The organism is Shewanella sp. 492 (genome assembly GCF_059338445.1).
In genome coordinates this window covers 3,770,992-3,793,805 of the sequence record NZ_CM181702.1, presented here as the reverse complement: position 1 = coordinate 3,793,805, position 22,814 = coordinate 3,770,992, and the positions used below count along the sequence as shown (strand labels likewise).

Annotated in this window: 20 protein-coding genes; 18 read left to right on the top strand and 2 right to left on the bottom strand. The window is 49.4% G+C overall.

The window, feature by feature from the left end:
- Positions 1–15 precede the first annotated feature (15 nt).
- The 11 genes from gspD to AC5YBX_RS16645 all read left to right on the top strand — a co-directional run bounded on the left by gspD (position 16) and on the right by AC5YBX_RS16645 (position 10,759).
- Positions 16–2,133 carry a type II secretion system secretin GspD gene (gspD, locus tag AC5YBX_RS16695; RefSeq protein ID WP_494524108.1) on the top strand — a complete coding sequence of 706 codons (2,118 nt, stop codon included), beginning with the start codon at positions 16–18 and terminating at the stop codon, positions 2,131–2,133.
- Positions 2,126–3,697 (top strand): type II secretion system ATPase GspE, encoded by a 1,572-nt coding sequence (gene gspE / locus AC5YBX_RS16690; RefSeq protein WP_494524107.1) that lies wholly within the window; start codon positions 2,126–2,128, stop codon positions 3,695–3,697. Before gspD ends, gspE begins: the two co-directional genes overlap by 8 nt.
- Before the next feature lie 3 nt (positions 3,698–3,700).
- Positions 3,701–4,921, top strand: coding sequence for a type II secretion system inner membrane protein GspF (gene gspF / locus AC5YBX_RS16685; protein WP_494520614.1), 1,221 nt, complete (start codon positions 3,701–3,703; stop codon positions 4,919–4,921).
- A 71-nt stretch (positions 4,922–4,992) separates the two neighbouring features.
- Positions 4,993–5,427: a type II secretion system major pseudopilin GspG gene (gene gspG / locus AC5YBX_RS16680; RefSeq protein ID WP_494524106.1), complete on the top strand. Its 435-nt coding sequence runs from the start codon at positions 4,993–4,995 to the stop codon at positions 5,425–5,427.
- A 15-nt stretch (positions 5,428–5,442) separates the two neighbouring features.
- Positions 5,443–6,021, top strand: coding sequence for a type II secretion system minor pseudopilin GspH (gene gspH / locus AC5YBX_RS16675; RefSeq protein ID WP_494524105.1), 579 nt, complete (start codon positions 5,443–5,445; stop codon positions 6,019–6,021).
- 62 nt (positions 6,022–6,083) lie between these two features.
- On the top strand, positions 6,084–6,455 hold the full coding sequence (gene gspI, locus AC5YBX_RS16670) for a type II secretion system minor pseudopilin GspI (protein ID WP_494524104.1): 372 nt from the start codon (positions 6,084–6,086) through the stop codon (positions 6,453–6,455).
- Entirely contained in the window at positions 6,436–7,176 is a 741-nt protein-coding gene (gene gspJ, locus AC5YBX_RS16665; protein ID WP_494524103.1) for a type II secretion system minor pseudopilin GspJ, read from the top strand. The genes gspI and gspJ overlap by 20 nt, the downstream gene beginning before the upstream one ends.
- Positions 7,177–7,178: 2 nt before the next feature.
- Positions 7,179–8,177 (top strand): type II secretion system minor pseudopilin GspK, encoded by a 999-nt coding sequence (gene gspK, locus AC5YBX_RS16660; RefSeq protein WP_494524102.1) that lies wholly within the window; start codon positions 7,179–7,181, stop codon positions 8,175–8,177.
- Between the two features lie 115 nt (positions 8,178–8,292).
- A complete protein-coding gene (gene gspL, locus AC5YBX_RS16655; protein ID WP_494524101.1) occupies positions 8,293–9,498 on the top strand; it encodes a type II secretion system protein GspL in 1,206 nt (401 codons plus the stop codon).
- 1 nt (position 9,499) lies between these two features.
- Positions 9,500–9,976, top strand: coding sequence for a type II secretion system protein M (locus AC5YBX_RS16650; RefSeq protein ID WP_494524100.1), 477 nt, complete (start codon positions 9,500–9,502; stop codon positions 9,974–9,976).
- Between the two features lie 21 nt (positions 9,977–9,997).
- Entirely contained in the window at positions 9,998–10,759 is a 762-nt protein-coding gene (locus AC5YBX_RS16645; RefSeq protein ID WP_494524099.1) for a type II secretion system protein N, read from the top strand.
- Positions 10,760–10,816: 57 nt separating this feature from the next.
- Here the strand turns inward: AC5YBX_RS16645 and AC5YBX_RS16640 are convergent, their stop codons facing one another.
- Positions 10,817–11,098, bottom strand: a complete 282-nt coding sequence (locus AC5YBX_RS16640; protein ID WP_494524098.1) for a DUF1145 domain-containing protein — start codon at positions 11,096–11,098, stop codon at positions 10,817–10,819.
- Positions 11,098–11,688 (bottom strand): 16S rRNA (guanine(966)-N(2))-methyltransferase RsmD, encoded by a 591-nt coding sequence (gene rsmD / locus AC5YBX_RS16635; protein WP_494524097.1) that lies wholly within the window; start codon positions 11,686–11,688, stop codon positions 11,098–11,100. Before rsmD ends, AC5YBX_RS16640 begins: the two co-directional genes overlap by 1 nt.
- A gap of 248 nt (positions 11,689–11,936) precedes the next feature.
- On the opposite strand from rsmD, the gene ftsY reads away from it, so the two are divergent.
- The 7 genes from ftsY to AC5YBX_RS16600 all read left to right on the top strand — a co-directional run bounded on the left by ftsY (position 11,937) and on the right by AC5YBX_RS16600 (position 22,811).
- Positions 11,937–13,589: a signal recognition particle-docking protein FtsY gene (ftsY, locus tag AC5YBX_RS16630; protein WP_494524096.1), complete on the top strand. Its 1,653-nt coding sequence runs from the start codon at positions 11,937–11,939 to the stop codon at positions 13,587–13,589.
- Between the two features lie 132 nt (positions 13,590–13,721).
- Entirely contained in the window at positions 13,722–14,411 is a 690-nt protein-coding gene (gene ftsE, locus AC5YBX_RS16625) for a cell division ATP-binding protein FtsE (protein ID WP_475515583.1), read from the top strand.
- Positions 14,412–14,425: 14 nt separating this feature from the next.
- Positions 14,426–15,391 carry a permease-like cell division protein FtsX gene (ftsX, locus tag AC5YBX_RS16620; RefSeq protein WP_475515584.1) on the top strand — a complete coding sequence of 322 codons (966 nt, stop codon included), beginning with the start codon at positions 14,426–14,428 and terminating at the stop codon, positions 15,389–15,391.
- 257 nt (positions 15,392–15,648) lie between these two features.
- Positions 15,649–16,506 carry an RNA polymerase sigma factor RpoH gene (gene rpoH / locus AC5YBX_RS16615; protein ID WP_494524095.1) on the top strand — a complete coding sequence of 286 codons (858 nt, stop codon included), beginning with the start codon at positions 15,649–15,651 and terminating at the stop codon, positions 16,504–16,506.
- Positions 16,507–17,267: 761 nt separating this feature from the next.
- A complete protein-coding gene (locus tag AC5YBX_RS16610) occupies positions 17,268–18,215 on the top strand; it encodes a DmsE family decaheme c-type cytochrome (protein ID WP_494524094.1) in 948 nt (315 codons plus the stop codon).
- Positions 18,216–18,232: 17 nt separating this feature from the next.
- Positions 18,233–20,242, top strand: coding sequence for an MtrB/PioB family decaheme-associated outer membrane protein (locus tag AC5YBX_RS16605; RefSeq protein WP_494524093.1), 2,010 nt, complete (start codon positions 18,233–18,235; stop codon positions 20,240–20,242).
- Positions 20,243–20,282: 40 nt separating this feature from the next.
- The gene (locus tag AC5YBX_RS16600; protein WP_494524092.1) at positions 20,283–22,811 is read left to right on the top strand and encodes a DMSO/selenate family reductase complex A subunit; all 2,529 of its coding nucleotides are present in this window, start codon (positions 20,283–20,285) and stop codon (positions 22,809–22,811) included.
- Positions 22,812–22,814: the final 3 nt, after the last annotated feature.

Genomic DNA, 22,814 nt, shown 5'->3' with positions numbered 1-22,814 from the left:
AGGGGAAGTCATTAAATGAATAATAAGAATATTCGCCGCAATCTCATCGCGGGTGTTGTCATGGGGGCGTCGTTATTGGCGCCTTCGCTCGCATGGTCTGAGCAATATGCGGCTAATTTCAAGGGCACAGACATTCAAGAATTTATCAATATTGTTGGTAAAAACTTGAATCGTACCATCATCGTTGACCCAACCGTGCGCGGCAAAATTAACGTTCGCAGTTATGATTTACTCGATGATGAGCAATATTATCAATTCTTTCTTAATGTGTTGCAGGTCTATGGTTATGCTGTCGTCGAGATGGACAATAACATCATCAAAGTCATTAAAGATAAAGATGCCAAGACCTCGGCGATTCGCGTAGCCGACGACGCTAGGCCAGGCCTAGGCGACGAAATGGTCACCCGCATTGTGGCTCTGTATAACACGGAAGCGAAACAACTAGCGCCCCTGCTGCGCCAGCTTAACGATAACGCCGGCGGCGGTAACGTTGTTAACTATGACCCTTCTAACGTATTGATGATCTCTGGCCGCGCCGCCGTGGTCAACAAACTGGTCGAGATAGTGCGCCGCGTCGATAAACAAGGTGATACCGAAGTGCAAGTGGTGGCACTAGAATATGCCTCAGCGGGTGAGATGGTGCGGATTATCGACACCCTTTATCGCTCGACCGCTAACCAGTCACAGCTGCCAGGCCAAGCTCCTAAAGTGGTTGCCGATGAGCGTACCAACGCCGTGCTGGTCAGTGGCGACGAAAAGAGCCGCCTACGAGTAGTGAGTCTCATCAGAAAACTCGATGCCGAGCAAGCCACCACTGGCAATACCAAGGTGCGTTATTTGCGTTATGCCAAGGCGGAAGACTTAGTCGAAGTCTTGACTGGTTTTGCCGAGCAACTTGCCAGCGCACAAGATGGTGGAGCGCAGCCCCAAGGTGGGCGTAGCAAGCGTCGCAACGAAATTAATATCATGGCCCATACCGACACTAACGCCTTGGTGATCAGCGCCGAACCCGATCAGATGCGCACCATTGAGAGTGTGATTAATCAGCTGGATATTCGCCGCGCTCAAGTATTGGTGGAAGCTATTATTGTTGAAGTCGCCGAAGGTGACGATGTTGGCTTTGGTATTCAATGGGCAACCGAAGCGGGTGGCGGTACCCAGTTTAATAATTTGGGCCCCACCATAGGGGAAATTGGCGCCGGGATCTGGCAAGCACGAGAGCAAGATGGCACTAAAGTGTGTACCGAAAATGGCACTTGTACAGAGAATCCCGCGAGTCAAGGAGACATCACCTTACTCGCCCAAGCACTAGGCAAGGTCAATGGTATGGCATGGGGCGTGGCTATGGGCGACTTTGGTGCGCTGATCCAAGCGGTATCGAGTGATACCAAGTCAAACGTACTGGCGACGCCATCTATTACCACCTTAGATAACCAAGAAGCATCGTTTATCGTCGGTGATGAAGTGCCGATTTTAACGGGCAGCCAAAACTCCAGTAACGGTAACAGTAATCCCTTCCAAACGGTTGAACGTAAAGAAGTGGGGGTCAAGCTTAAAGTGGTGCCACAAATTAACGAAGGCAGCACAGTGAAGCTGACCATCGAGCAGGAAGTGTCGGGCATTAACGGTAAAACCGGTGTCGATGTGACTTTTGCTACGCGCCGTTTAACCACCACTGTGATGGCCGATTCGGGTCAAATTGTCGTGCTAGGTGGCTTGATCAATGAAGAGGTGCAAGAGAGCGTACAGAAGGTGCCTTTCCTAGGGGATATCCCCATCATTGGTCACCTGTTTAAGTCATCATCAAGCGGTAAGAAAAAGAAAAACCTGATGGTATTTATTAAGCCGACCATTATCCGTGACGGCATTACTATGGAAGGCATTTCAGGGCGTAAGTATAACTACTTCCGTGCCTTACAACTTGAGCAGCAACAGCGTGGCGTTAACTTAATGCCCAATAGCGATGTGCCAGTATTGGAAGAGTGGAATCAAGAAGATTACCTGCCACCAGAGGTGAATGACGTCTTGCAACGTTACAAAGACCGCAAAGGGTTAGAGATGCAGATGCGTGAAACCGATCCTGCACTTAAACAGATTTCTGACAACAAACAGCAAGATGCCGCCGATGAGTGATCTGCAAGCCGCTCAACATGATGAGCTAGCCCAAGTATCGAGTGAACTTGGGTTGGTCTCAGAGGCCGAATCCGATGAGGTGTTTCACTCCAACAGCCGCGAGCGTCTGCCATTTGCATTTGCGCATCGTTTTCAACTGCTATTAGCCAAAGGCGATGATGAGCGATTAACCCTGTATCATACCGAGAGCACGCCGCTTGAGGCGATGTTAGAGGTGCGCCGGTATGCGGGACAAGAGCTCGCATTGTCGACATTAGCGCCAAATGTATTTGAAGCTAAGTTAACTCAGGTCTATCAAGCCAACTCATCAGAGGCGCAGCAGCTGATGGAAGATATTGGCAACGAGATGGATCTGTTTACTCTTGCCGAAGAGCTGCCACAAACCGAAGATCTGCTCGAAGGCGATGATGATGCGCCCATTATTAAGTTGATTAATGCCCTGCTATCGGAGGCCATTAAAGAGGAAGCATCCGATATCCATATCGAGACCTACGAGAAGCAACTGGTGGTGCGTTTTCGCGTCGACGGTGTGCTCAAAGAGGTGCTCAAACCCAATCGTAAGCTCTCGTCACTGCTGGTATCACGTATTAAGGTGATGGCACGTTTAGACATTGCCGAGAAGCGAGTGCCGCAAGATGGGCGTATCTCGCTACGTATTGCGGGTCGTGCGGTGGATGTGCGAGTGTCGACCATGCCATCAAGCCATGGTGAGCGTGTAGTGATGCGTCTGCTGGATAAAAACGCTGGCAACCTTGACCTTAAACAGCTCGGCATGACAGATGCTATCCGGCATCAATTTGATGAGCTTATCCGTAAGCCTCACGGCATTATCTTGGTCACGGGCCCGACTGGTTCGGGTAAGAGTACCACTCTGTATGCCGGCTTGACCGAAATTAACTCTATCGACACCAATATCTTAACGGTCGAAGATCCCATCGAATATGAACTCGCGGGCATAGGCCAGACGCAGGTGAATACTAAGGTGGATATGACCTTCGCCCGCGGTCTGCGCGCCATTTTACGTCAAGATCCTGATGTGGTGATGATAGGTGAGATCCGTGATCTTGAAACTGCGCAAATTGCCGTGCAAGCCTCGTTGACTGGTCACATGGTGATCTCCACGCTGCACACGAATACGGCCTCGGGTGCCATCACGCGTTTGCAAGATATGGGCGTTGAGCCTTTCCTCGTCTCCTCGAGTCTGCTTGGGGTGTTAGCCCAGCGATTGATCCGCACCTTGTGCCCTAAGTGTAAGATTGAGCACGTGCCCGATCAGCGTGAACGCGAACTGCTGGGGATTAGCACCGACGATCCACGCACTATCTATCGTGCCAAGGGGTGCGCCGCTTGTGGCCATAATGGTTATCGTGGCCGCACGGGGATCCATGAACTCCTGCTGGTGGATGATAAAATTCGTGAGCTTATTCATAGCGGCCGCGGCGAATTGGCGATTGAAAAATATATTCGCCAATCGATACCCAGTATTCGTCACGATGGCATGAGTAAAGTGCTTAGCGGCATCACCACCTTAGAAGAAGTGCTGCGCGTCACTCGCGAGGAGTAAGCCATGCCCGCATATGAGTACAAGGCGTTAAATGCCCAAGGCAAACAGCAAAAAGGGGTGGTGGAAGCCGATACCGCCCGCCATGCCCGAGGTCAGCTTCGCGAATTGCGCTTAATGCCACTGGAGATCACCCCTGTGGTCGACAAGGAAGCCAAGGCCAAACGCCAAGGTTTTAGCTTTAAGCGCGGTATTTCGGTGGCAGAGTTAGCCCTGATCACTCGCCAAATTGCGACTTTAGTTGCCGCCGGTTTACCTGTGGAAGAGGCGTTGAAGGCCGTTGGTCAGCAGTGTGAAAAGGATCGCCTCGCCAGTATGGTGATGGCAGTGCGCTCACGGGTGGTTGAAGGCTACAGTCTGGCCGACTCCATGGCCGAATTCCCGCATATTTTTGATGATCTTTATCGCGCCATGGTGGCATCGGGTGAAAAGTCAGGTCACCTCGAAGTGGTGCTTAACCGCTTGGCCGATTACACCGAGCGCCGTCAACAGCTGAAAAGCAAAATGACCCAAGCGATGATCTATCCTGTTGTGCTGACCGTGGTGGCCATTAGCGTCATTGCTATCTTGCTTGCTGCTGTCGTGCCTCAGGTGGTGGGGCAGTTTGAGCACATGGGGCAAGAGCTACCATGGACTACGCAATTTTTGATCGCCGCATCTGACTTTATCCGTGATTACGGTCTGTTAGTTGTTGGGGTCGTTGTGATGTTAGCCTTTGGTGCCAAGCAACTGTTGAAAAGTGCAGCCAATCGCATGGCCTTCGATAGTGCCCTGCTGAAAATGCCGGTGATCGGTCGTGTTAGCAAGGGGCTCAATACGGCGCGATTTGCGCGTACCTTAAGTATTTTAACGGCCAGCTCAGTACCACTGCTCGATGCGATGCGCATCGCCAGTGAGGTGTTGATAAACGTCAGAGTGAGAGCCGCAGTGGAACAAGCCACTGCACGAGTGCGCGAGGGGACCAGTCTTGGGGCTGCGCTGGCTAACACTAAACTTTTTCCGCCTATGATGCTCTATATGATCACCTCAGGCGAAAAAAGTGGTCAGCTCGAACAGATGCTCGAGCGCGCTGCCGATAACCAAGACCGTGAATTCGAGTCGAACGTGAATATTGCCTTGGGGGTATTTGAACCCTTATTAGTGGTCAGCATGGCAGCCGTGGTGCTGTTTATCGTACTGGCGATTCTGCAGCCGATATTAGAACTTAACAACATGATTAGTGGTTGATGCCTCAAGCATCTCCCTAGCGCGGCAGCCTAACCTTTTCCTGTTAGGCATTTTTTATAGAGGATCTATTAATGCAAGTAAGAAACAAGCAACAAGGCTTTACCCTGTTAGAAGTGATGGTGGTTATCGTAATTTTGGGGATCCTTGCCTCTATGGTGGTACCTAACTTGATGGGTAACAAAGATAAGGCCGACCTGCAAAAAGCGGTGTCGGATATTGTGGCGCTGGAAAATGCATTAGATATGTACCGTTTGGACAACAGCATCTATCCCACGACCGAGCAGGGGTTAGAAGCCTTAATCCAAAAGCCAACCATTTCACCAGAGCCACGTAATTACCGTGAAGGGGGGTATGTTAAACGCTTACCACAAGATCCATGGCGTAATGAATACCTGTTATTGAGTCCAGGTGAACAAGGCAAAATCGATATCTTCAGTGCCGGCCCAGATGGGCAAGTGGGGACTGAAGATGATGTCGGTAGCTGGAATCTACAAGATTTCCAATAAGCCGAGCGAAGAGTGATGAGCCTCTTGCGCCAACGCGGGTTTACCCTGATGGAAGTGTTGCTGGTGGTGTTACTGATGGGGCTCGCGGCCTCCGCGGTGACCTTAACCATGCAGGGCACCGACCAGCAGCAGGCGCTCGATCGAGTGGCGCGGCAATTTATGGCGTCAACCGAGTTAGTGCTCGATGAAACTGTGCTCAGTGGCCATTTTATCGGTATCGTTATCGAAAAAGACCGTTATGAGTTTGTGGTTTATGACGAGGGTAAGTGGCATCCGCTACAGCAAGACCGCTTGCTGGCGGCGCGCGAGATGCAACAGGGGGTGCAGCTTGACCTGATACTCGATGGTTTACCCCTGTCTCAAGAAGATGAAGAGCAAGACTCATGGTTCGACGAGCCGCTTATCGAGCCGTCCGCCGAGGATAAAAAGAAGCATCCAGAGCCGCAGGTGATGCTGTTTCCCAGTGGCGAGATGAGCGCCTTCGAATTGACCTTTATCAGTGAAGATGCCATGGGAAATGAGTTAGAAACTGTGGTTGTGGGCGATGTGTTAGGGCGATTAAGGTTGGGAAGAGACAATGAACTCGATAATTGATTGCCCCACTTTGGGCTCTATATTCCTATCTTGTCATTTAGCGGGCACTGCTGGGTATAAGCATGAGAGTTAATCAGCAAGGGATGACATTGCTAGAGGTGATTGTCGCCTTGGCGGTGTTTGCCGTCGCTGCAGTGTCGATCACTAAGAGCCTAGGCGAGCAGATCGCCAACATGCCCATTTTAGAAGAGCGCACTCTGGCGCAGTGGGTCGCCAGTAACCAGATGGTCGAGGCCAAGCTAGTGGCCGGCGGCAGCGATTTAGGCAAAAAAGAGGGCCAAGTCGAACTGGCCGATAAGACCTGGTATTGGCGTAAAGAGGTGGTTAAAACCACCGATGATAACTTTCGGCTGATCCGCATCAGTGTCAGTGACGATGAGCGCTACACTCGCACCATAGCCCAGGTGAACAGTTATGTACTTAAAGCATCATAAATTCAATCAGGGTTTTACCCTGTTAGAGATGCTGGTGGCCATAGGTATTTTTGCCATGTTGGGCTTAGCGGCTAACTCTGTGCTCAATACCGTGATGAAAAATGATATTGCCACCGAGGAGTTTGCCACTAAGTTAAAATCCTTACAGCAAGGGTTTGGCGTTCTCGAGCGAGATTTTGGCCAGATGGTGGCACGCACCCCAAGGTTGCTCGAAGGTGGGCGGGGTAGCACTGTGATACAAACGGGCAGCGACTTATTTGACTCAGAATCAGAAGCGATAGTGTTTTATCGTATTGGTTGGCTCAACCCCGACGGCCTATTGCCTAGAGGTAGCCTGCAGTCGGTGGCCTATGTGGTGCAAGATAATAAGTTAGAGCGCTGGTATTTTCCCTATCCAGAGCCTGAGTTTGGCGCAGAGCCGACTAAAAGCTTAGTGATGGACAAGGTGTTATCGGTGGAATACTCCTTCTTTGTCGAAGACAGTTGGCAGCGAAAAATTGAGGCCACGACTCTGCCCAAGGCCATCGCCATGGCGGTTGAAGTGGAAGGGCTGGGGAAAATACAGCGGAAGTTTTTACTGCCGCTAGGCGCGCAGCCCAGCAGCAGTAGCAATGATGCTGACGATAACGACAGTAATAAGGGTAACGATAGCGGCGCCAATGATAACGACAATAATGCCGATGAAGATGACAATAACAACGACCCGGACCGAGGGCTGTAAGGGTGAATAAGCTGGCGCAAAAGCAGCGCGGAGTCGCCCTGATCGTGGTATTGCTGATCGTGGCGATGATCGCCATTATCGCCACCAATATTAATGGCCGTAGCCAGATAATGGTGCGGCGGACCATCAATTTAGCCCAATATGATCAGGCTTATTGGTACGCACTTTCGGCCGAAGAGTTAGCCAAAAAGGTGCTGCAACAAGATTTAGACGACGCCGACGAAGGTAAGATCCACAGGCAGCAGTATTGGGCGCAAGCGGACGTGGTATTGCCAGTGGAGCAAGGAGAGATAGCCGGGCGTATTAGCGATATGCAGGCCTGTTTTAACGTGAATGCGTTATCGATGCAGACTAAAGAGGTTGAGAATGGTCAACCCAAATTGCCATTGCCTGCACAGCAGTTTAAAGGGTTATTAGTGGCCTTGGGCATGGATGATTTTGCCGCCGAGCGTTTGGCGCATACGGTGAAAGATTATATTGACGAGGATAGTGTCGCCAGCCCATTTGGCGCCGAAGATGCCGATTATGAATCACGCACCGTGCCTTATCGCGCCGCGAACACCTTAATGAGTCATCGCAGCGAGCTGCGCGCGGTCATCGGGGTGAGCCAAGAGGTGTACCTTAAGCTGGCACCTTATGTATGCGCTATCCCAGGTTACGATCGACAGGTATTGAATGTTAATACCATTGAGCTTGAGCATGCGGCGTTATTGGCAGGCATGTTCGACAATAAAATTAGTGTTGGCGAAGCAGAAAGTATTATTAATCAGCGCCCAAGTGATGGCTACGACACTATTGAAGACTTTTGGGCCAATGGCTCAATCGCCAGTTTGCGTGGTGAAGAGAATTTAGCGTCCAGTTTTAGCCTAAAGAGCCAATATTTTTTATTGCAAGCTGGCGCCAAAGTCGACAGTGCCACTTTTCGTATGGAAAGCGTGTTGCAAGTGGCCGGAAATAATCAGTTAGCTGTGTTGACGCGCCAATATGGTGGTCAACGATAACGGCCCGGCGGGGCGGTAACCCGCAGTGGTTAACAGGCCTAATACCCATAATGAATGCGATTGAGATAATACAAGTTTATTTTGCGCAACTTAATGAGACTTGTGGAGAACGACATTGAGTGAACGATTATTTATCCGCTTAGGAAGAAGCCAAGATCAGCGCTGTACTTGGCTAGTGTGGTCCGAGCAAGAGCAAGAGATCATCGCTTCGGGTGACCTGCCCGATGCCCATGCCTTGTCGAGCCTAACCGAACGAGCGGGTAACCGTCCGGTCGATATCTTAGTGCCCGCCTCGGCGATCACGCTCACCTCGGTGCGCTTACCAGAGAAAGGCCAGCGTCAGGCGATTAAAGCTTTGCCGTTTATGTTAGAAGAAAACTTGGCCGAAAATGTCGATAAACTGCATTTTGTCACCGGCCCGCGTGATGGCGAGTCCCTCAGTGTTGCGGTTGTTGCCCATGAACAGATGCAAAATTGGTTATCTTGGTTAAGCGAGGCAGGCATTAAAGCGCGCCAAATTGTGCCTGACTGTTTAGCCTTGCCACTGCAGGAGTGTCAGTGGGCGGCCATGCAATTTGGTTCCGATTATCTGCTGCGCACCGGCGCTGGCCATGGTGCCTGTCTGGATGCCACTTGGTTTAACGCCACGCTGCCTCAATTTGTCGCCAAAGCGGCTGACAACACCACGGCGAGCGCCCCGCTCACGGTGGCTGGTTATAGTGAGCTGAATATCGATGGTGCCCAGGTACAGCCCCAGCCGCTGGATCTGCCGATGTTAGTGCTGGCCAAAGGTATTTTACATGCGCCGCTCAATTTACTTTCAGGCATTTACACCCCTAAACGTGAGTACGGCAAACACCTGTTGCTGTGGCGTAATAGTGCCATAGTGATCGCCATCGCCTTGGTGTTGGCCTTAGTGAATAAAGGGCTCTCCATTCATCAGATGAACGTCGAGCGTGAGCAGTTACAAGCGCAAAGTAGCGCGATATTCAAGCAAGTGGTGGGCAGCTCGCGGGTGGTCAATATTCGCTCACAGATGGACAGTAAATTACGTAGTCTGCAAGGTTCGGGCGATGGCACCGTCTTCTTTACTATGCTCGACGGCTTATCGACTGCATTTGCAAAGGTGCCGCAATTAAAGCCCACTAGCTTGCGTTTCGACAGTGGTCGTAATGAGTTACGCATGCAAATATCAGCCAAGAGTTATGCGCAAATTGAAGAGTTCAAAAGCCTCATCGCCAAGCAATTTACTGTTGATTCTGGTGCAATGAACAGCGGTGAAGATGAAGTCACCAGCACGTTAACTCTAAGGAGTAAGTAAGATGGATAACCTTAAGACGTGGTGGAACGGATTAATTTTACGAGAGCAACAGTTGGTTGCCACCTGTGGTGTGGTCTTGGTGCTTGGCGTGCTCTATTGGGGACTTTGGACGCCAATAAGTGATGCCGAGCGAGATGCTGAGCGCGCATTGCAAGCTCAACAAGCCACGTTAACTTACGTAAAACAGACCGCCAATAAGATAGTGGCACTGCAGAGTGCTGGTGGCGATAAAGGCTATTCGGGCAGTTTGAGTGCCACTGTGACTCAGACCGCCAAACGTTACGGCTTAGCCATCACGCGTATGCAGCCACAAGGGCAAAAAATTCAGGTATGGATGGACGAAGTGCCATTTAACAGCTTGCTCAGCTATTTGAGCGATCTGGTGCAGCAGCAAGGGTTATCACTGGACAGCATCGATTTGGCGCAAGCGGATACCCCAGGTTTAATTAAAGTGCGCCGCATCCAATTCTCTCAGTAAACAAGGTTTTAAGGTGTTGTAGTGAGTCTAGTGAAAAAGATATTTATAGGTGTGATCTTATATTGTGGCTTTATGCTTGCCCTGTTTCCGGCCAGTGTGGCTTTGCAGCTGGCGCCGTTGCCTCAAGGGATCAGTGTCAGCGGGGTGTCGGGCACCATTTGGTCGGGCAAGGCCAGTTTAGTGGCGTTGCAACAGCGCCAACTTGAGTCGGTGCAATGGCAATTAAGCCCGTGGGGACTGTTGTCCGGCAAGGCCAATATCGATTTTGCCATTGGCAGCCGAGCGACGGCGGTTAACGGTAAAGGCCAAGTGTCTTTGGCTATGTCTGGGATCAATGCCCAAGGGCTGCGTTTTGAAGCGCCAAGCGCTTTTCTTATCGGTAAGACCCGCCTACCGTTTCGAGCCGAAGTGGATGGTCACTTTAGTTTAATCGTGCAGCAGCTGGAACAAGGCTTACCTTGGTGTGAGCAGCTTAACGGCAAGTTGTTTGTGCAGCAGTTGCAGGTGAATAACCAGTTTGGCAAATATCCGCTAGGCAATATTGAGCTGGGGTTAAGCTGTGTGGATGGCAATATTCAATTAGCCACCGATGAGACCATGAATGCGCTTGGGCTTACAGGTAATGCGTTACTTAAAGACAATAAGCAGATCACGCTGAGTGCTAAGATAAAAGAGACGCCCGCACAACCTGAAGATCTCAAGCAGGCGCTAAGTTTCTTAGGTAAACGTGACAGCCAAGGGTATTATCCGATTAGCTTTCAAGGGCGCATCCCAGGGATCTAGCGCTCATGGGTCAATAAAAAAGCACCTTAGGGTGCTTTTTTGATCGTCTATGGGTTTTTAGCGATTAGCCATCTTGGTCAGCACGCGCTGACGATAGTCTAATAAGCTAAACACGCCAAACAGCAACACGGCGCCATAGTCGACCTTACCCAGCGGCAACAAGGGGCTAAATAGGCGATGAAAAATCAGTAGCTGCACGCAATGCATCACCACTGTGAGCAATAATAACAGTGATAGCAGTTGGCTTATTGCACCGTCTATTGGCATCAGCAGGTTATACAGCATCAGCAACCAGGTGCACAAAGTGATGGCTTTACCCGCTAAAATCAATGCTTTCATTATGCGTCGCTCACCTCAGGCTGATACTGGTATAGACGGTAGATCACTTGTCCGGCTTTTTTTTCTTTTAGCTGTACCCAGTCGCTAGGCACAGTGAGGGCGCTTAACTCGCTTTCGGTTTCGACATAAATTTGCGCATTATTATTCAGCCATTGGTGCTCACTGAGTCGCGTAATGGTCTGTTGGGCTAACCCTTTGCGAAATGGCGGGTCGATAAAAATAATATCAAACCCTTGGCTCGGCGCTTGTTGCAGTAGCGCAAGCGTATCGCCCTGCACGACTTCGGCGCAGTCACATTTGAGAGTGTGCAAATTTTGTTGTAGTTGCTTTGCGGCACTCGTTTGTAACTCAAACACTCTAGCGTAGGCAGCGTAGCGTGATAGTGACTCTAAGCACAGCGCACCACTTCCACCAAAGCAGTCGAGTACCCGAGCACCTGCAATATCGCCCGATAACCAGTTAAATAAGGTTTCTCGTACCCTGTCTGTCGTGGGACGCAATCCCTCAAGATCGTGAATGGGTAAACGTCGTGAACGCCATTGGCCTGCAATAATGCGTACTTGCCCACTTAAGGGTTTATTTTTAGCCATCTTATACCTGTCAATTTACGGATAGCTTTAGCGATGATTTGGCCTCACCGGAGAAAGTGATAGACTGTGACGCTAAATTGAAGTGGCCATTTTAACGCAAAGCAGTTAAAAATGGTGAAAAGCCGCCGACATTAGCTAAAAATGCCGCACTTTGCTGCGTATTTGGACTCGCTATCTGGTTATAATAACGAGCACAAAACGACTTCATACCGAATTTTAAATCAGTTAGTTGAGTACTGGTATTACCCATGGCAAAAAAAGGTTTTTTTTCTTGGTTCCGTAAAGACAAATCGAAAGAGGATGTCGCGGCACCCGAAGCAGAAGTAACATCTCAAGTTGAAGCTGAGGCGACACAGCCCGAAGCCGAGCGCATCGAAGCTGATCGCCTTGCTGCAGAGCAGGCTGAACTCGCTCGCATCGAAGCCGAGCGCATCGCTGCCGAGCAGGCTGAAGAGGCGCGTATTGAAGCCGAGCGCATTGAAGCAGAACAAATTGCACAGGCATTAGCCGCCGAGCAGGCAGAACTTGCTCGTATCGAAGCTGAGCGTATTTTGGCCGAGCAACAGGCGCGTTTAGCCGCCGAGCAGGCAGAACTTGCCCGTATCGAAGCTGCGCGCATTGAGGCCGAGCAACAGGCGCGTTTAGCCGCCGAGCAGGCAGAACTTGCCCGTATCGAAGCTGCGCGCATTGAGGCCGAGCAACAGGCGCGTTTAGTTGCCGAGCAGGCAGAACTTGCCCGTATCGAAGCTGCGCGCATTGAGGCCGAGCAAGAGGCGCGTTTAGTCGCCGAGCAGGCAGAACTTGCCCGTATCGAAGCTGCGCGCATTGAGGCCGAGCAAGAGGCGCGTTTAGTCGCCGAGCAGGCAGAACTTGCCGGCATCGAAGCTGCGCGCATTGAGGCCGAGCAAGCCGCTCCCGTCGCAGATGGACCCGAGCAGCAACCTGAACCGCAACAAAAACCGACCAAAGAGGGCTTTTTTGCCCGCCTTAAGCGTGGTTTGAAGCGCACCAGTGAAAATATCGGTAGTGGGTTTGTCGGCCTGTTCAAAGGCAAAAAGATCGATGACGAGTTGTTTGAAGAACTTGAAGAGCAGCTATTGATCGCCGATGTCGGGGTTGAGACCACGACGCGCTTAATCTCCAGCCTCACCGAACAAGCGAGCCGTAAGCAACTTAAAGATGGCGAAGCCCTGTATGAGTTGATGCGCGAAGAGATGCAAAAAACGCTTGAACCCGTGAGCGTGCCCTTAGTACCAGAAAACCCCGATGGGCCGTTCGTCATCTTAATGGTTGGCGTTAATGGTGTGGGTAAAACGACCACTATTGGTAAGTTGGCAAAACAATATCAGAAACAGGGCAAATCGGTAATGCTAGCAGCGGGCGATACCTTCCGCGCCGCCGCCGTTGAGCAACTGCAAGTGTGGGGCCAACGTAATAATATTCCGGTTATCGCCCAGCACACGGGGGCCGATAGTGCCTCGGTATTGTTTGATGCCTTACAGGCGGCTCGCGCCCGTAATGTCGACGTGTTGATTGCCGATACCGCTGGTCGACTGCAAAATAAAGCCCACCTGATGGATGAGCTGAAAAAAGTCGTGCGGGTGATGAAAAAATTAGATGAATCAGCACCTCACGAGGTGATGCTGACCCTAGATGCTAGTACGGGCCAAAATGCGATCAGTCAGGCTCAATTGTTTAAAGAAGCCGTTGGTGTCACGGGTATTACCATTAGTAAGCTAGATGGCACAGCAAAAGGTGGTGTTATTTTCGCTATTGCCGACAAATTTGGTATTCCTATCCGTCACATTGGTGTGGGTGAACAGATCGACGATTTACGTACGTTCGATGCTAAAGATTTTGTCGATGCCCTGTTTAGCCAAGAAAGCGAAGAGTCGTCATAACCGCCACCGCGTCTCTAAGCGAGAGTGATTTATGTCTGCAAAAATGTTGCATTAATAAATTACGCGTTGATTGGCTTGGTATAAGATAACGTATCGCCGTCAAGGATTGGCGGCATCAATAATTGGGTAACTATGATTCGATTTGAGCAAGTTAGCAAAATTTATCCAGGTGGACAAAAGGCACTCACCGATGTGAGTTTTCATTTAAAACGTGGAGAAATGGCGTTTTTAACCGGACACTCGGGTGCCGGTAAAAGCACTTTGCTCAAGTTGATCAGTGTGATCGAGCGCGCCAATGGCGGTAGAGTGGCCATTAATGGCCACGATATCGCCAAAGTTAGGCCTAAAGATGTGCCTTACTTGCGGCGTGATATCGGCATGATCTTTCAAAATCATCACTTATTGATGGATCGCAGTGTGTTTGACAACATCGCCTTGCCGTTGGTGATTGAAGGCTTTGCCCTGCATGAAATTAAAAAGCGGGTATTGGCAGCCTTAGATATGGTGGGCCTTTACGGCAAAGAGCGTCACTATCCTATTATGCTGTCGGGTGGGGAACAGCAACGTGTGGGGATTGCCCGTGCGATTGTTAATAAGCCGCCCTTGTTATTAGCCGATGAGCCCACCGGTAACTTAGACCCTAAGCTGTCGATGGACATTTTGCGTCTGTTCGAGACCTTTAATGATTCGGGGACCACAGTGTTAATCGCGACCCACGACCTTGGTCTTATTGCCCGCATGAAGTACCGCACCTTAACCCTGAAACAGGGGCGGGTGATTGGTGGTGATGAGCTGGCAAGGCCTCAAGCCTTTAACGGATAAGCGGACAATCGAATATGGATAAGCAACCTCAATTAGTCCGCAGCAAACTTCCCTTTACGGGCCGTATCGTGATGTTTTTTATTCGTCATATTCAACATGCCATGGGTAGCATGGGCGAGTTGTGGCGTAATCCTATCTCGTCGTTAATGACCATGGCGGTACTGGGGGTGAGTTTAAGCTTACCGGCGGCGTTACAAGTGCTGGTTAAAAATGCCGAGACCATTACCCAATCGTGGAACAGCGCCGCCGAGATCTCACTCTTTATCGATGAAGGACGCAGCGAGCGCTCTATTCAAAGCTTGATCACCCGTATAGGTGCGTATTCTGAAGTCAGTGCGGTCAACTATATTAATCGCGATCAAGCACTGGAGGAGTTTCAGCGGTTATCTGGTTTTGGTGAGGCGATAGCTTATCTGGATGATAATCCGCTGCCAGCTGTGGTCACGGTAACCCCAGATATCAAGCACGCCAGCCCCAATGGTGCACGCGCCTTATTAAAAAAGCTGGAGTTAGAGCCTGAAGTGAGCTTTGGGCGGCTCGATATTGAGTGGCTAGAACGATTACAAGCGGTGGTGAGATTGCTTGAGCGAACCGTCTTGGCTATTGCGCTATTATTAGTCTTAGCCGTGGTATTAGTGATAGGCAATACCATACGTTTGGCCATTATGAATCGGCGCACCGAAATTGAAGTGATGAAATTAGTCGGCGCCACAGAGAGTTTTATTCAACGGCCCTTTTTATACACCGGCATCTGGTTTGGTGTCATCGGCGGCATCTTGGCCTGGATCATTATTAATCTGTTGGTGTGGTATCTCGATGGCGCTCTAGCTGAACTACTAGGGCTTTATGGCAGTACATTAACGATGCAATCGCTGACGCTTACCGAATTAGGCCAACTGGTCTTATTGGCGTCCTTCTTAGGCTGGTTAGGCTCCTATCTGTCGGTAAGACAACATCTGCGCGCCATCGAACCTTCTTGAGTGACATCCCGCTGAGCTTGTGGCTTTTATGAACTAAATTTCACTTGAACTGTCTATAGTTCCGGGTGAAATTAGCCCACGTTAAGCGGTGGTATTGACATATACTGTCAGATAGTGAATAGTTCGTCAGCTTGCCTCTGCGTCAAAGCTTACTGTGTATCAGAGCGACCAGAGACGGCAGCCTGCAATAGGTATTCAAGCGTCATAAAGCATTTATAGCGTTAAATTTTTGCAAGATAAGAGGTAGGAGAGCGTTAATGACAAGTCAAACGCAATCAATGTCACTAATGGTTCCGCAAAGCAGCGGTAGCTTAGAGGCTTATATTCAGTCTGCGCATAACATTAGCATGTTAGAGCCACAGGAGGAGTATGAGTTAGCCAAGCGTCTGCAAGAGACGGGTGACCTTCAGGCGGCAAAGCAATTGATTATGTCTCATCTTCGTTTCGTTATTCATGTGGCCAAAGGCTACTCTGGATATGGTTTGCCACAAGCAGACTTAATTCAAGAGGGCAACATTGGCTTGATGAAAGCGGTGAAGCGCTTTGACCCTGATGTGGGTGTGCGTCTTGTCTCGTTTGCAGTGCATTGGATTAAAGCTGAAATCCATGAATATGTGCTTAAAAATTGGCGCATCGTTAAAGTTGCGACCACAAAGGCACAGCGTAAATTGTTCTTCAATCTACGCAAAGCCAAAAAGCGTCTTGGTTGGTTTAGCGATGAAGAGGTGACTATGGTCGCCGAAAATCTGGGGGTATCTAAAGCCGATGTGACCGAAATGGAATCACGTATGGCGGCGCAAGACCCAGCATTCGATCTTGCCAGCGATAACGACGACGAGCAAGATTATTCACCTGTGCATTATCTTGAAGATCACTCTTCAGATATAGCCTCACAGGTTGAAAATGCTAATTTAGAAGCCGATAACCAAACACGCCTGTTGGCGGCCATCAAAACCCTTGATGAGCGTAGCCAGCATATTCTACAGGCGCGTTGGTTAGACGACCAAAAAACCACGTTGCAAGAGCTTGCGGCGACGTATCAAGTGTCTGCAGAGCGTATCAGACAACTTGAGAAAAACGCCATGAACAAGCTTAAAGCGCGCATGGAAATGTAAGCTGAGACCTGACGTGATAAAAACCTGCCACTTGGCAGGTTTTTTTATGCCTCAATGTTGAGCTCAGGTGTCTTGTCTTCATCCCATGATTTATCTGGTTATGCTCGGTGAAACTATGCCCTTGTAGCGACTTTAAGTCATCTCTGCCTATCACGCTGTGAAGATCTCCCACCGATTTAAAACAGGCTATTAATAGTATTGCTATGAATTATTGCCGCTTTATTTAGAGCTTAATTGTTTAGGCTTGGATTATGCAGGCTGTTTTTTCGATAAGAGATCATCTTAATAATATTATTTTTGCTGTTTTAACGCTCATGCTTATGATATTCATTCTCATTTATGTTTTTTTAATTTAATTAAATGGTGTTGTGTAGGGTTAAAATAGTTCAATTATACGAGGGATTATTGTCAAATTTAGATCTGGTTCAAACACACATATATAGTGCACCTTAACGCTTGTAACTTACAGCTAACCATTCAATATCAACTCAAATATCATGATGTAACGCGATTAAATTTAAGTTGTTGTTTATTACCTTCTTTTTATCTATCTCATCGCCTGCTGTTAATAAGATTCATTCTCGATAATAGAGTGTTGTAGATCACATAACCAACCTTTTTTAGAGTTTATTAGCGTTTTTCAATTGCTAATTTTAACAACTCACATATTCGACTAGGCTTTAATTATATTGGCTATCTTTGCAATAACGATAGCACCATAAAAATTAACTCATGGTTAATTAGGGTAGGGTCATATAAATATGAAAAAAATAATCACCGCATTCACTGTTGGGATTATTTCAATATTGAGTCTGGTCGCAAGTGTCCAGGCCACTCCTTGGGATAATTTATCGAGTGAACAGCTTGAAGCAACATTAGTAGACAAGTTTTCTGCTGGAGAGTATTCCACCAAAGGGGCGGATTCTTGCCTGATGTGCCATAAAAAAAATACTAAGGTGATGGCCATTTTTGATGGTGTTCATGGCGACATGAGCAACAGCACATCGCCTATGGCAGGTTTGCAATGTGAAGCCTGTCACGGCCCCATAGGTAAGCATAATCGTGGCGGCAAAGAGCCCATGATCCATTTTGGTCCCGATAGCAAGTTGTCTGCTGCTAGCCAAAACAGTGTGTGTCAGGGCTGTCATAACGATCCTAAGCAGATGGCGTGGCATAACAGCACCCATAACCTTGAAGAGGTCGCGTGCAGTGATTGTCATAATGTCCATGGTGCTAAAGACCCAGCCTTAGATCGCCTCACGGTCAACGATACCTGTACTTCGTGCCATACCCGCGCCAAAGCCGATATGCATAAGCGTTCATCACACCCAATGAAATGGGATCAGATGACCTGTATTGACTGTCACAGCCCCCATGGCTCCATGACGGAAAGCGCATTAATCAAGCCAAGCCTGAATGAAACTTGTGCCGAGTGTCATGCCGATAAACGCGGCCCATTCCTATGGGAACATGCGCCAGTGATGGAGGACTGCTCAAGCTGTCATTCGGCCCATGGCAGTGTCAACGAAAACTTACTTAAGTCTCGTGCGCCGCAGTTGTGCCAGCAATGTCACGCCGACGATGGTCATGCCAGTCGCGTTAGCTCTCAGGCAGGTCTCGATGCATTTAGTGCTGGTAAAAGTTGCCTCAATTGTCACAGCAAGATCCATGGTTCTAACCATCCTGCTGGCAGCAACTTTGCCCGTTAAGCTTTGGAGTGAGTATTATGCGTTCAATTAACCCTTTTTCATTAAACCTGATCACTCTGGCTTTGCTTTGCTCGGGTACTAGCGCCTTTGCGGCCGATTTTGGTATTCAACATGCCAATACCAGCGCCATCAACCAAGCCAGTTATCAGTGTAAACGTTGCGTAGAACCTCAAGGTCACAGTGGTAGCGTTGGCGTGAGCGTGGGTGTTATCGATGCCGATGACAACCATGCAATCAACCAGCTTGGCACTGATACCGATGGCGCTGTCGCTGGTGTTAACAGTGATGTGGCCTATCAAGGCAGTGGGTACCGCGCCAATATACAGGCGCACCAGCTCGGTATGGATAACGGCTTTATCCAGATGCAAGCGGGCAAGCCTGGGCAATATAAATTTGACCTAGATTATCAAACGATCACCACCAATCATGGCAGCAATGCAGCCACCAATCTTTGGCAAAACAACGGCATGCTGACCCCAAGCGAGCAGACTCGAATACTGGATCTTGAGCTGCAAAGACAGCGCAGCGGCATCGGCTTTGAGTATGACTTTGCCTCTGTATTGGGATTAGGGCTAAGCAGTTATGCTCGCTATAACCATGAAGAGAAAACCGGGCATCGCAGCGCCAGCTTAACCAGCCCAAGTCCCATCAATTTTGCGAACGCCGTCGATGAAACCACAGATAAATTCAGTGCTGGCGTGGTGCTTGATGGCAGTAACTGGTTGTCAGAGCTGAGCTATCACGGTTCACGTTACGACAATAATCTTGGCGACCTTAGCTTGCCTTATGCCCCCGATGTGTATAGCGCCACCCCAGATAACCAAGCCCACCAAGTGGCGTTATCGGGCCAGTACCGCTTGGCATCGAGTGTCTTTAGTGGCCGTGTGGTGACGGGTCGTATGATCCAAGATCAAGATTTAGTGCAGATGAGTGGCAACCCCATCCAAAACTGGGATGGCCAAGTCGACACCCTCAATACTCACTTGGCGGCCACCACCCGAGTGAGTAATCGCTTACGTCTGGGCGCCAGTTACGATTACAGCCAACGTGATAATCGCTCATCGGTATTTGATTTTGCCCAGTATGAATACAACCCAGTATCGGGGGCGTTTAAGCAAAATACCCCTATGGATATCGATCGCCAAACGCTGAAAACCGATGCCAGTTATCGCATTGCTAGCGGCTATCGCCTGCAAGCGGGTTACAACTATAAGCAGGTTGAGCGCAGCTACGGAGAACGCGAAGAGACCCGTGATAACGAGTTGTGGAGCAAGTTAAACATTCGCGCTATCGACAAGCTTATCCTTGACTTTGGTGTGAGCTATAGCGATCGAGGCGGCAGCGATTATCAAGCCAATGAATTGACCAGCGAAGAGAGTGAGTCGCTGATGCGCAAGTATCATCTTGCCGACCGTAAGCGCAGTGAAGTCAACGCCAGAGCCAGTTACACACCGCTCACCTGGCTAACCTTCGATGCAAGTACGTACTATGCCAATGATGATTACAACGCGACCGACATCGGGCTGACTCAAGCACAAGATTATGGTTATGACGTTAATGTGCATGCTCAAGTCACTCAACCGTTCGCCGTGTACGCCTTTGCTGGCCAGCAGTGGATTGATTCAGACCAAAGTGGCGATCAAGCCTCTGTTTGGCAAGCCGAAATTAAGGATGAATTCATCAACTTGGGTCTAGGTGCGACCTACTCAGGCTTGATGCAAGACAGATTAACCTTAGGTGTCGATTACCTATTTGCTAACTCTGACAGCAATACAGGCGTCAATGGCTATAGCAGCGACAACTATGGTGAGTATTACTCCTATAACCACAGTGTGAGCTTATATGGGCAATACCTGTTATCGCCACAAATGGCATTAAAGCTGGCTTACCAGTACGAACGTTATTTCGATACCGACAGCGCTTCGGTCACCCCCGATAGCATTGCAGGTTTAATCACCTTGGGTGACCTGAACCACAACTATAACGCCCATCAACTGATGTTGACCTTCAGCTACAAGTTGAAGTGAGTTGATTCAGTTATTTAATAAGTTTGAGGAAAACAAGATTATGGAACGTAGAAGTTTCTTAAAAATGAGCGCTGCACTGGGCTGCGCAGCAACCGTAACCGGCTGTAATTCCAGCTCTGATGATGCCAATGTAGTTCCGCCAACGCCACCAGTGGGTGATGAGCAAATCACTTGGTCTTCATGCTTGGTTAACTGTGGTTCAAACTGCCCAGTCAAAGTTTTCAGTCGCGATGGTGTGATCACCCGCGTTGAAACCGATCATGACATTACTGATGGTGACGACATCTATCAAGTACGCGCCTGTGCACGTGGCCGTTCACTGCGTCAACGTACCTATGCGGTTGACCGTTTAAAAACCCCAATGAAGCGTGTAGGTAAGCGTGGTGAAGGTAAATTTGTGCCTATCACCTGGGATGAGGCTGCTAAGACGATTGGTACCAAATTAACCTCAGTGATTGCCGAGCATGGTAACAAAGCCATTTTCCGTAGTTACGGTTCGGGTGCTTACTATGGTTTTGCCTCCAATGCCTGTTTTAACCGTTTATTCAACTTAAACGGTGGCTGCCTAAATGCCTATGGTAACTACTCTTGGGCGCAGCAGATGGAAGCTGCGAAGCACACTTTTGGTACCGGCAGTACCAGTGGTTCTTCCACTGTGACCTTGTCAAACAGTGACTTTTTATTAGGTATCGCTTACAACCCAAGCGAAATCCGTCAGTCTGGTTCGGGCGAAGGGTATGATTACTTAAAAGCCCTGCAAAAATCGAACGGCTTAAAAGTGGTGATGATTGACCCACGTTATACCGACTCCATGTTAGGTAAAGAGTCGAAGTGGTTACCCATTCGTCCCGGTACCGATGCCGCACTGGCCGAAGCGATTGCTTACCAGATGATAAGCACAGGTTGGGTCGATGCGAATTCACTCGACTTTATCAATCAGTTTACCGTCGGTTATGACGCCGCTTCGATTGCGGCGCAACAAGCGATATTTGCCGCCAGTAGCGATAAAGAAGAGCAAGAGTACGCCCAGGTGATGAACCCTGACGACAACTACCGTGACTATATCTTAAGTGCAGGCATTTATGCTGGCCAACCGTTGAAAACGCCGGAATGGGCAGAAAAGATCACCGGCATTCCGGAAGCGCAAATCAAGCAAATTGCCGATGACTTAATGGCATCGCAGCGCCCCTATATCGTGGTTGGCGCTGGGGTTAACCGTCAAGCTAACGGTGAGCAGAGCATGCGCGCACTTTACATGCTATCGGTATTAACCGGCAAATTGGGTAACTTGGGTGCCTCTAACGGTGAGTTGCCATTTATGAGCGGCATGTACCGCGCGGGCATTCCTGCGGGCTCAAATCCAGTGAAAGAAAGCATCTCCTTCTTTACGTGGAGTGAGGCGATTCACAACGGCAAAAACATGACGGCGCGGACCCACGGTATTCGTGGTACTGACGACTTAGATACTCCACTTGGCACTAACATCAAGGTGATTATCTCTGCTTCAGACAGCTCGCTACTGAACCAGCACGCCGAGATCAATAATACCGCCGACATCTTACGTGATGAATCGGGTGTTGAGCTGATTGTTAGCTGTGATTGTTGGATGACGCCGGGCGCTAAATTTGCCGATATTATCTTGCCTGATACCAGCTGGTTAGAGTCAAACGATCTGGTGAACGACTCTTATGCATCAGGTGCCTTGGGTTATATCACTGCCATGAAGTCGGCTATCGATCCTATGTGGGATTGTAAATCTATGTACGAAGCGGCAGCGTTAATTGCCAAGTACATGGGCTGTGAAGCCGAGTTTACCGAGGGTAAAACGGAAGCCGAGTGGCTTGAAGAGCTGTATCAAAAAACCAAAGACAGCAGCAGAAACTTAGGCGTGGTCCCAGCGTTTCCAGCCACTTACAAAGAAGCCCAGGCGATTGGCTTCTTCCGTAAAAACATGAACGACAACCACGTGGCACTGCAAAGTTACATTAAGGGTGGCGAAGCACTCGGCACCCCAAGTGGCAAAATTGAGATCTACTCTGCCGAGCTTGCATGGCGCGCGGCTAACTGGACTCAAGAGAACAGTGCGCAAAATCCGACTGGCATCAAAGGTGACGTCATCACGCCTATCCCGCAGTACACAGTGACTTGGGATGGTTATGAAGATGAAGACACTAAGGTGGATTATCCAATCCAGTTAGCGGGTTATCACACTAAGGGGCGGACACACTCAAGCTATCACAATGTGCCTTGGCTGCGCGAAGCGGTAGAAGATGCGGTATGGGTTAACCCCATGGACGCTGCTCTGCACGGCTTAAGCTCGGGCGATAAGATTGAGATGTACAACCAGCGTGGGTCGATTGCCGTGAAGGTACGCGTGACTCCACGTGTGGCACCAGGGGTATTTGCTCTGGGTCAAGGCGCTTGGTATAGCCCAGGTAACACTGTCGGTAGCACAGGCCATACGCTAGACGAAGGCGGTGCAATTAACTCGCTGACCCGTTATCAGCCGAGCCCTGTTGCTAAAGGTAACCCACAGCACACCATCCGTGTTGCCATTAAAAAGATTTAAGAG